This window comes from Cloacibacillus sp., from assembly GCA_036655895.1.
Classification (GTDB): domain Bacteria; phylum Synergistota; class Synergistia; order Synergistales; family Synergistaceae; genus JAVVPF01.
On record JAVVPF010000048.1, the window covers coordinates 1 to 10,046 of the forward strand.

Annotated in this window: 8 protein-coding genes; 7 read left to right on the forward strand and 1 reads right to left on the reverse strand. The window is 57.1% G+C overall.

Annotation, left to right across the window (positions count from 1 at the left end):
- Positions 1–48 precede the first annotated feature (48 nt).
- Positions 49–309, forward strand: coding sequence for a Nif11-like leader peptide family natural product precursor (locus tag RRY12_11665; protein MEG2185329.1), 261 nt, complete (start codon positions 49–51; stop codon positions 307–309).
- Between the two features lie 42 nt (positions 310–351).
- Here RRY12_11665 and rsmG read toward each other — a convergent pair whose 3' ends face one another.
- Positions 352–1,077 (reverse strand): 16S rRNA (guanine(527)-N(7))-methyltransferase RsmG, encoded by a 726-nt coding sequence (gene rsmG, locus RRY12_11670; protein ID MEG2185330.1) that lies wholly within the window; start codon positions 1,075–1,077, stop codon positions 352–354.
- Between the two features lie 113 nt (positions 1,078–1,190).
- Here rsmG and RRY12_11675 point away from each other — a divergent pair, with 113 nt between their 5' ends.
- The 6 genes from RRY12_11675 to RRY12_11700 all read left to right on the forward strand — a co-directional run.
- Positions 1,191–2,300: a C45 family peptidase gene (locus tag RRY12_11675; protein ID MEG2185331.1), complete on the forward strand. Its 1,110-nt coding sequence runs from the start codon at positions 1,191–1,193 to the stop codon at positions 2,298–2,300.
- The gene (locus RRY12_11680; GenBank protein ID MEG2185332.1) at positions 2,297–3,829 is read left to right on the forward strand and encodes an FGGY family carbohydrate kinase; all 1,533 of its coding nucleotides are present in this window, start codon (positions 2,297–2,299) and stop codon (positions 3,827–3,829) included. The genes RRY12_11675 and RRY12_11680 overlap by 4 nt, the downstream gene beginning before the upstream one ends.
- Before the next feature lie 281 nt (positions 3,830–4,110).
- Positions 4,111–5,850, forward strand: coding sequence for a potassium-transporting ATPase subunit KdpA (gene kdpA, locus RRY12_11685; protein MEG2185333.1), 1,740 nt, complete (start codon positions 4,111–4,113; stop codon positions 5,848–5,850).
- 14 nt (positions 5,851–5,864) lie between these two features.
- Positions 5,865–7,928: a potassium-transporting ATPase subunit KdpB gene (gene kdpB / locus RRY12_11690; protein ID MEG2185334.1), complete on the forward strand. Its 2,064-nt coding sequence runs from the start codon at positions 5,865–5,867 to the stop codon at positions 7,926–7,928.
- A gap of 29 nt (positions 7,929–7,957) precedes the next feature.
- On the forward strand, positions 7,958–8,548 hold the full coding sequence (gene kdpC / locus RRY12_11695) for a K(+)-transporting ATPase subunit C (protein MEG2185335.1): 591 nt from the start codon (positions 7,958–7,960) through the stop codon (positions 8,546–8,548).
- 63 nt (positions 8,549–8,611) lie between these two features.
- On the forward strand, positions 8,612–10,046 hold a 1,435-nt coding region (locus tag RRY12_11700; GenBank protein ID MEG2185336.1), incomplete at its 3' end, for a DUF4118 domain-containing protein.

Sequence of the window (10,046 nt, forward strand, 5' to 3'; positions counted from 1 at the left end):
TCGTTAAGTTCCGTGCGGACGGCGGCGGCAAATAGGAGGAAAATCTTCATGAGCAGGGCAAGCGCAGTCGACTTTGTCAAAGAACTGATCAAGGACCCAGAAAGGCTTTTAAAAATTTCAAAGATGCGCCCAGAAGAGATCGGAGACGCGGTTCGCGGACTTGGCTATGATTTCACGGAGCGCGAACTAGAGGACTATATCTGCGCCGTAGCATACATACTTGGACCGCAGCTTCATCTTGGCGACGGAGATTTCAGAGACATCATCATGCAGTTATGGGGCAGACACATGTCTGGGCGGACGCTCTAAGAAATACAATCAAGAGGTCCGCGCCGGCTGTTTAAAGATCAGCTACCCTTTCAAATACCACGGAAATTTTTCGGCCATGCCAGGGCGCCGAGGAATGCCCTTCGGGACCTGTCCTATCTTCTTCCATACTACAAAATATCGCTTCATATCCTCTAGCTCATAGGGCACAAGGCGCGGCGCGGAGAGTCCCAGTCTGCTCCATTTGTTGCCTACGGCCTCAAGTTCTTCCTGGGCCTTCGGCCCCTTAAAAGATATCAGTTCTCCGCCCGTCTTTACGAACGGCGCGAGATATTCGGCGAGAATGCCCGCCGCGCAGACGGCGCGAGCCGCAGCCGCGCTGAATTTTTCTGCGTGATCCTTCGCGTAGTCCTCCGAACGCGCGCAGACCACCTCGACGTTTGAGAGCCCCATAAGAGACGCGATTTTTTCCACCTGCGCGCATTTGCGCGAGATGCTGTCAAGCAGCGTCACCTGCAGCTCCGGACGGCAGACCGCCCAGACGATGCCGGGAAGCCCTCCTCCGGTCCCCACGTCGATGACCTTTCCGCGCTTCGGCAGGAGCGGGAGCGCGAAGGCGCTGTCTTTCACGTGGACGTTCCATAAAGTCTCCTCGTCGGACGGCCCAGTGAGGCGCGCAAGCTCGTTTGCCTTGATGAGAAGCTCGATATATCTGCGCAGCAGCTGTTCATTTTCCGCAAGTATCGCATCTATACACGCCGCTGACTCAGCGTTTTTATTTATTTCAGAAACAGGCGAAAGTTCTTCCATAAAAATACCTCCTAAAACACCACGTTTTATGTGATAATTATTCAATATACATATTCTATTAAAATTTACCAGTGTATAATATAACATAACAGGCAATAAATGGAGGCTGACTGATGGAAACTTTTGAAAAGGGCACTAAGATCAAGAACGGCAAGCTCAGCGTGATAGACCTGTATGGAACATGGCGGGAGATGGGCAGGCAATACGGCGCTTTGATGACGCGCGAGCTGCACCACATCTACGACAGGGCTATCTGCCAGGGGATCGAACTGCAAATGCAGGAGCCGCAGTGCGCCGCAAAGCTTGCCGATAAGTTTTACGCGAACTTCCCGTTCAAATTCAAAGAGGTGCTGCGCGGCATCGCAGAGACCTCCGGCCTCTCTTTGGACGAGGTGAAAAAGATAAACGCACTGGAAGTAGCCGCCTCTTCCGCCTTAGTTCCGCCGCAGTGCTCCGGCATCGCCGTATGGGGCGATTACGCGGAAGGCCCGCTCGTCTACGGACGCAACTACGACTACCTCACCTGGTTCAAAGAGCTGGACGACGACATCACGCTGGCCTGTTTTCACCCGGCCGACGGATCGCTTTCCGTAGCCTCGCTTGGATACGCCGGAGAGATATACGTCACCACCGGCATGAACGAAAAGGGCCTCTTCCTTGAGCTCAACACTGGAATGCCGTCCGGCGGCGCGCTCTGGTACGACAGCCGCGTGCCTGCCGTGACGGAGCTTTTTGACTTTCTGCTGCAAAGCGCCACGCTTGACGAAATGGAGAGCTTCTTCCAGACGACGAAGGCCAACTACGCTTATATCATAGGCATCGCGGACGGACAAACGGCGCGCTGTTTTGAATGGCCCGTCTTTGAGGTGAAGCGCCGCGAATCGCATTCGCGCCCCGGCCTCACCGTCCTCACAAACCACTTTACCGAATTTTCATGGGGGCTGCCCCGCCCGGACGATAAAACGTACTGGATGACGCGCACGCGCCGCCAGAATCTGCTGACGCTCGCAAAACATTTCAAGGGCGCTATAAACGACAAGGTCATGATGAACATAATGGACACAAAGATAGAGGACCTCGGCGCCACGCACGACATGACGCTCTATCAGGTTGTGGCGGTGCCCGAACGGTATGAGATGTGGTTCAAGATACCGGAAAAACAGGAATGGACGAAAATAGATATGCGCGAGCTTCTTAAGCCCCGGGAGGAGCCGCTGCCATGACGAAATACTATATCGCTTTCGACTGCGGCACCATGGGCACGAAGACCGCGATATACAGCCTTGAATCTGCGCGCGTCGCGGAGGCGTACAGAGAAAATAAAATATCCTACCCGCGCCCCGGCTGGGCCGAGATGGACGCAAACTGCTTCGTTCAGAACGTCCGCGAGGGCGTGCGCGAGTGCCTCGCGAAATCCGGCGTCAACCCCGCGGATATTCGCGGGATTTCAGCAAGCGGCATCATCTGCGGCATCGTAGGCATCGACGAAAACTGGCAGCCCGTGACGCCGTTCGTGCCGTACCTCGACAACCGCGCCGCGGGCGAAGCTAAATGGGTGCGCGAACACGTCGAGCCTATATGGGTGGAGGAGAGCGCCAACTCCATCGTAGACGAGTTCATGCCGCCTATGATACTTCGCTGGTTCCTCAAAGAATACAGCGGCTTCCGAAACAAAGCGGCAAAGGTCGTAAACAACGGGCCGTTCGTGCTTGGCACGCTGGCCGGGCTTAAGGCGGACGAAGCCTTCCTTGATTGGGCTACGATGTCCGGCTGGCTCATCGGCTTTGACGCGATGAAGCGCAAATGGTCGCAGCGCCAGATGCAGGCGCTCGGCATCCCCTTTGAGCTGCTGCCGCGCATCGTAAAGCCGTGGGACATAATCGGCTACCTCTGCCCCGAAGAGGCGGAAAAGATGGGCCTGCGTCCCGGCATCCCGATAGCGGCGGGCGCCGGCGACACGATGCAGTCCGCGCTCGCCTCGGGGCTGCTTGAACCGGGCCTCGCAACAGACGTCGCCGGTACCGCTTCGATATTCGCAGTCGCGGTGGACGGCCCCAACAGACGCATCACAGAAGCCCCCGGCATGATGTTCGCAAACGGCACGCTGGAAGATTCATATTTTTACTGGAGCATGATACGCGCTGGCGGACTATCGCTGCGCTGGTTCCGCGACAGCGTCGCAAACCGCGCGGGAGATCCCATGTTTTACGCGGAGATGGACACGCTTGCGGCCGATGTGCCCGCAGGTTCTCGCGGCCTTCTCTTTTATCCGTACCTTCAAGGTGCGGGGCCGGACCTTCCCGGCGCCTGCGGCGCTTTCATGGGACTGTTCGGCGCAAGCGACAGAGCCGCTATGTGGCGTTCGATACTTGAAGCCATCGCCTTTGAGTACGCGCAGATGATAAAAATTTACCGCGAATGCGGGATGCCGCTTGACGAAATAATCGGCACAGAGGGCGGCAGCAAAAGCCCACTCTGGACGCAGATCAAGGCGGACATCTTAGGCGGAGCCTACAACATCCCGACAAGAAGCGAGGGCGGCCTCATGGCCGACGTTGCCGTCGCGGCCTACGGCGTAGGCGACATCGAAGATATAAAAGAGACGATGCAGCAGTGGATAAAATTCCGCGGCCGATATGCGCCCGACCCGCACAACGCGGCCATCTACAAAAAAGTTTTTGAAGAGCGCCAAAAACTGCTTGACGGCCCCATGAAAGAAATATTCAAAGGGCTCGCCCGTCTGAGGCCCTGATAAAAATATAAATACGATACTGGAGGGGCCTGCGCAGAGCTCCTCCTTTTTTCTTGCCTTTTCATCAGCATTCCCGCCTTATTTTCTTTTACAAGATATTCTTAATGCCGTCTTAACATAAAGGCCAAAGCCTTAACGGCACTCTTATCTCTTTTGGGCTACACTCTTTTCGCAAAGGGGAAGGAGGAATAAACCATGCAGGCAGCCGTTTTGATTGTCGGTGTAATATCGGTTTTCGCCCTTGTCTATCTGGGTTATGTTTTAATGAGAGGTGACTGTCAATGAATCAAATTTTACAGTACGCGCTTTATCTGGCGCTGCTTACCGCGCTTGCAGTTCCGCTTGGATGCTACCTCAGCCGCGTTATGGACGGAGAAAAAGTTTTTCTATCCCGTATTCTCGCGCCGTGCGAAGCGGTCGTTTATAAATTGCTCCATGTCGATAAAAATGAGGATATGGACTGGAAGAAATATGCCGCCTGCGCGCTTGCTTTCAGCGCTTTGAGCCTTGCGGCTCTTTTTTCGATACTTATGCTGCAGCGTTTTCTGCCGTTGAACCCAGAGAATATCGCCGGCATGAGCTGGGATCTCGCCTTCAACACCGCGGCCAGTTTTATCACGAACACGAACTGGCAGGCCTATTCCGGCGAGTCGGCGCTCAGCTATTTCTCGCAGTCGGTGGGGCTTACGGTGCAGAATTTTGTCTCAGCCGCAGTGGGCGTTGCGGTGCTCTTTGCGCTCATACGCGGATTTTCACGCGTGCAGCAGAGGGGCGTCGGATGCTTTTGGACGGATGTCACAAGGGCGGTGCTATACGTGCTGCTGCCGCTCTCCCTTGCGCTTTCGATAGCGCTCGTCTCGCAGGGCGTAGTGCAAAACCTTAGGCCCTATCAGACGGTCGACCTTGTGGAACCTATCGTTCTTGAAAACGGCGCAAAGGTGACTCAGCAGATGATACCTATGGGGCCGCAGGCGAGCCAGGTAGCGCCAAAACAGCTGGGGACGAACGGCGGCGGCTATAACGGAACGAACTCCGCGAGCCCGCTTGAAAACCCAACGCCGTTTTCAAATCTGCTTGAGATGCTGTCGATACTGCTCATCCCAGCCGCCCTTTGTTTTTCGTTCGGGCGTTCCATCAAAGACAGACGGCAGGGAACGGCGATTTTTGCCGCAATGTTCATCGTGCTCGCCGTGTCGCTTGGCGCGGTTGCCTTCTTTGAGCAGGCGGGAACTCCGCAGCTTGCGCAGGAGGGCCTGGTGAATATTACCTCCGTAGGTCAAGCCGGCGGCAACATGGAGGGCAAAGAGACGCGCTTTGGCATCGCCTCTTCCGCAACATGGGCAGCCTTCACTACGGCCGCCTCAAACGGTTCCGTCAACTCGATGCACGACAGCTATACGCCGCTTGGCGGAATGGTGGCGATGCTCTTGATGCAGCTCGGAGAGGTCATCTTCGGAGGCGTCGGGTGCGGGCTCTACGGAATGCTAGGCTTTGTCCTCTTCACCGTCTTCATCGCGGGTCTGATGGTAGGACGAACGCCGGAATATCTTGGCAAAAAGATTGAGCCATACGAAATGAAGATGGCGGTGCTCGTCTGCCTGGCAACGCCAGTTGCGATACTTGCCGGAAGCGGAGCTGCAGCGCTTGTTCCATCGGTGGCAAAGAGCCTCGGCAACGGCGGCGCGCACGGATTTTCAGAGCTGCTCTACGCCTTTTCTTCCGCCGGCGCGAACAACGGCTCCGCCTTCGCCGGGTTTAACGCAAACACAGTTTTTCTAAACGTAAGCCTCGGCCTTGTGATGCTCTTTGCACGTTTTGTGCCGATGGTGGCGACGCTTGCCATAGCGGGATCGCTGGTGCAAAAAAAGAGAGCTGCCGCAAGCGCGGGAACTCTTTCCACATCAAACGCCATGTTCGTATTTCTCTTGGTTTTCGTTGTGCTGCTTATAGGCGCGCTCTCGTTTTTTCCAGCGCTCGCCCTTGGGCCTATAGCCGAATATTTCCAGATATTCGGCGCGTAAAGGAGCTGTAAATCATGACTGTCCAAAATAAAAACGCGCTTGCCGACCCTGCGATGGTGCGGCGCGCGGTAAAAGATTCCTTCGCAAAATTATCGCCCGCGACACAGGCGCAGAACCCCGTGATGCTTCTGGTCTACATTTCCGCAGCAATTACCACGGCGCTCTTCGTCCTCGGGCTTTTCGGCGTAAAGGACGCGCCGGTCGGCTTCACCGGCGGCATAGCGGTGATACTGTGGCTGACGGTGCTCTTCGCAAATTTCGCAGAGGCTATAGCCGAAGGGCGCGGCAAGGCTCAGGCAGATTCTCTGCGCTCCTCTCGCCGCGACGTCCCCGCACACAAGCTGGGCGACCCAAAGCGGCGCGACTCGGCGGTCGAAGTTCCCTCTTCGTCGCTGAGACGCGGAGAAGTTTTTGCGGTCTACGCCGGAGAACAGATAGCGGCTGACGGCGAGGTAATAGAGGGCGCGGCCTCCGTCGACGAATCTGCTGTCACGGGAGAATCCGCGCCCGTAATCCGCGAAGCCGGCGGAGACCGCAGCGCCGTGACCGGAGGTACGACGGTGCTCTCCGATTGGCTGGTGGTGCGCGTCACCCAAGAGCCGGGACAAAGCTTCCTCGACAAAATGATAGCTATGGTGGAGGGCGCGGCGCGCAAGAAGACGCCGAACGAAATAGCGCTGCAAATATTTCTCGTGGCGCTTTCCATCATCTTTCTGCTTGTCACCGTCTCGCTCTACACCTATTCCGCATTCTCCGCGAAGCTTGAGGGCGTGGCAAACCCCACCACGGTGACGGCGCTCGTGGCGCTCTTCGTCTGCCTCGCGCCGACTACCATAAGCGCTCTGCTTTCGGCGATCGGCATCGCGGGAATGAGCAGGCTCAACGAGGCTAACGTGCTTGCTATGAGCGGGCGCGCGATAGAGGCGGCGGGCGACGTGGACGTGCTGCTGCTGGACAAGACCGGGACCATCACTCTAGGCAACAGGCAGGCCAGCGAATTTATCCCGGTAGACGGCTGTTCAGAGGAGGTGCTCGCCGACGCGGCGCAGCTTTCATCTCTTCCCGACGAAACGCCGGAGGGTCGCAGCATCGTGGTGCTGGCAAAAAAGAGATACGGCCTGCGAGGACGCGAGATAGGCGCTGCGCACATGACCTTCGTCCCCTTTACTGCGCTTACGCGCATGAGCGGCGTGGACTGCGCGGAGTGTGAAATACGCAAAGGCGCTGCGGAGGCTGTGCGCCGTTATGTGGAGGAGGCGGACGGAGAGTACTCTGACGAATGCGCAAGAGCGGTCGAGAGCGTCTCGCGCAAGGGAGGCACTCCGCTCGTCGTTGCTAAAAACCATAAGGTGCTCGGCGTCATCTACCTGAAAGACATCGTAAAGGACGGCGTAAAAGAAAAATTCGCCGACCTGCGGAAGATGGGTATCAAGACCATTATGATAACAGGCGACAACCCCGTTACGGCGGCGGCTATCGCGGCGGAAGCAGGAGTGGACGATTTTCTTGCCGAGGCAACGCCGGAGGCGAAGCTTTCAATGATCCGCGACTATCAGGCGAAGGGGCATCTGGTGGCGATGACCGGCGACGGCACGAACGACGCGCCGGCGCTGGCCCAGGCCGACATCGGGCTGGCGATGAATTCGGGCACGCAGGCGGCCAAGGAGGCGGGCAACATGGTGGATCTGGACTCCGATCCGACCAAGCTGATCGACATCGTGCGCATCGGAAAACAGCTTTTGATGACGCGCGGCAGCCTAACCACCTTCTCAATCGCAAACGACCTTTCAAAATATTTTGCGATAATCCCGGCGCTCTTCATGGGGCTCTACCCGGGGCTTGCCGCGTTGAACCTGATGGGGCTGCACAGCGCGCAAAGCGCAATTTTCGCCGCGATAATATACAACGCGCTGATAATCATAGCGCTCATCCCCCTTGCGCTCAAAGGAGTAAAATATCGCGAGCTTCCGGCGGGAGCGCTGCTTTGCCGCAACCTGCTCGTCTACGGCGTCGGGGGCATCATACTCCCGTTCATCGCGATAAAACTGATAGATATGCTGCTTGCGGCATTTATGTAACGACCGCTCTGGTCAGGGAGGAATATTTTATGGGATACGGCATCTTTAAAAAGGCGGCGGGCTTTCTGCTGCTAATGACGGTGATATGCGGGCCGCTCTACATGCTTACGGTGACGGCCGCGGCGCAGGCGCTCTTTCCGCATCAGGCAAACGGCAGCGTCATTGAGATAAACGGCAAAAGATACGGCAGCGAACTTCTGGGCCAGCCTTTCAGCGATCCGGGGCATCTGTGGGGGCGCGCGATGAACGTCGACCTTAAAAACTATAAGGCCGCAGACGGCCGCGCGGTGATGTACGCAGCGCCGAGCAACATAAGCCCCGCCAGCAAAAATTATGAGAAATCAATAGCGGAGCGCGCGGCCAAAATGACGGCGGCGCACGCAGGCGCGGCGCCAGTCCCGGTGGAGCTGGTCACAATTTCAGGCAGCGGGCTCGACCCTGAGATTTCGCCTTCAGCCGCTCAATACCAGACGGCCCGCATCGCGGCGCACAGAGGCATCGAGGAAAAAGAGGTGCGGGCGGTAATCAAAAAATATACGACTGGCCGTTTTCTAGGCCTCTTTGGAGAGCCGCGCGTCAACGTGCTCAAGGTAAATCTTGCGCTTGACGGAGTGCTATAATTTCAGGATACGCTTAACAGACGCTCCAGCTTCATTCGACACTAGACCTATGGAGGGGTAACAATGGACGAACGGCCCCAGCCCGAAGAGCTGCTTCGGGAATATGACCTTAAAACAGCTCCCGCCGGGGGCAAGCTTAAAATTTTCTTCGGGTACGCAGCGGGCGTCGGCAAGACCTACGCGATGCTTGAAGCGGCGCACCGCGCGCAGAAAGACGGGATCGACGTTGTAGCCGGACACATCGAGCCGCACACGCGCCCTGAGACGGAAGAGCTTCTTGACGGACTGGAGCAGCTGCCGCCGCTAATAGTAAAACATAAAGGGCTTACGCTGCACGAGTTCGATCTCGATACCGCCCTCAAACGCAAGCCTAAGCTGATACTGGTAGACGAGCTTGCCCACACAAACGCCGACAGCTGCCGCCACAGCAAACGCTATCAGGACGTCGAGGAACTTCTGCGCGCTGGCATCGACGTGTATACCACGGTCAACGTGCAGCATCTTGAAAGCTTGAACGACCTTGTCTCCTCCATAACCGGCGTCACTGTGCGGGAACGCGTGCCAGACAGGATCTTTGACGCGGCGGAGCAGGTGGAGGTCGTAGACATCGAACCGGACGACCTCATAGCAAGGCTGAAAAACGGCAAAATATACCGCGAGGAACAGGCGCAAAAGGCGCTATCCGCCTTTTTCAGCAAAAAAAATCTGGCCGCGCTTCGCGAGATAGCGCTGCGCCGCACGGCAGACCGCCTCAACCGCTCGGCGCAGAGGACGCCCGGCGGAACAAACGCCGGCGAGCACGTCATGACCTGTCTTTCGGCGGCGCCCTCCAACGCGAAGGTCATCCGCACCGCGGCAAGAATGAGCGGAGCCTTCGACTGCCGTTTTACTGCGCTATTCGTAGAGACTACAGGTTTTGCTGAGATGGGAGCGGAGACGGCGCGGCGGCTTCGCCAAAACATCAAGCTTGCGGAAGACCTGGGCGCGCAGATCACCACCGTCTACGGCGACGATATCGCCTCTCAGATAGCAGAATACGCGAAACTGAGCGGCGTGACAAAGATAGTGCTGGGGCGAACCAACCACCGCCGTTTTATTTTCAGTCCCGGCAAAAGTCTGATAGACGCGTTGACGACGCTTGCGCCGACGACAGATATATACATCATACCGGATCATCAGCCGCAGTACCGGCCCGGCTTTCGGCTGCCGTGGCACGGCCCGGCAACCGCCCTCTGGAGGACGGCGGCAGATCTGTCAAAAGGACTTCTGCTTGCTTCGGCCGCCACTCTTGTCGGACTGTTTTTTTTCAGCGCCGGCATAAGCGAAGCCAACATAATAATAATCTACCTGCTGGCAGTGCTCCTTGCAGCCCAGTGGACCGGCAGCCGGCTCTGCGGAGCGTTCGTCTCCCTCATCAGCGTGCTCTTCTTCAATTTTTTCTTCACGGAGCCCAGGTTCACGCTCGCCGCTTACGACGCAGGCTACCCCGTCACCTTCG

Excerpts from the sequence above, each read along its gene's own strand:
- RRY12_11665 (MEG2185329.1), top strand. The coding sequence starts at position 49 with ATGAGCAGGGCAAGCGCAGTCGACTTTGTCAAAGAACTGATCAAGGAC.
- rsmG (MEG2185330.1), bottom strand. The coding sequence starts at position 1,077 with ATGGAAGAACTTTCGCCTGTTTCTGAAATAAATAAAAACGCTGAGTCA.
- RRY12_11675 (MEG2185331.1), top strand. The coding sequence starts at position 1,191 with ATGGAAACTTTTGAAAAGGGCACTAAGATCAAGAACGGCAAGCTCAGC.
- RRY12_11680 (MEG2185332.1), top strand. The coding sequence starts at position 2,297 with ATGACGAAATACTATATCGCTTTCGACTGCGGCACCATGGGCACGAAG.
- kdpA (MEG2185333.1), top strand. The coding sequence starts at position 4,111 with ATGAATCAAATTTTACAGTACGCGCTTTATCTGGCGCTGCTTACCGCG.
- kdpB (MEG2185334.1), top strand. The coding sequence starts at position 5,865 with ATGACTGTCCAAAATAAAAACGCGCTTGCCGACCCTGCGATGGTGCGG.
- kdpC (MEG2185335.1), top strand. The coding sequence starts at position 7,958 with ATGGGATACGGCATCTTTAAAAAGGCGGCGGGCTTTCTGCTGCTAATG.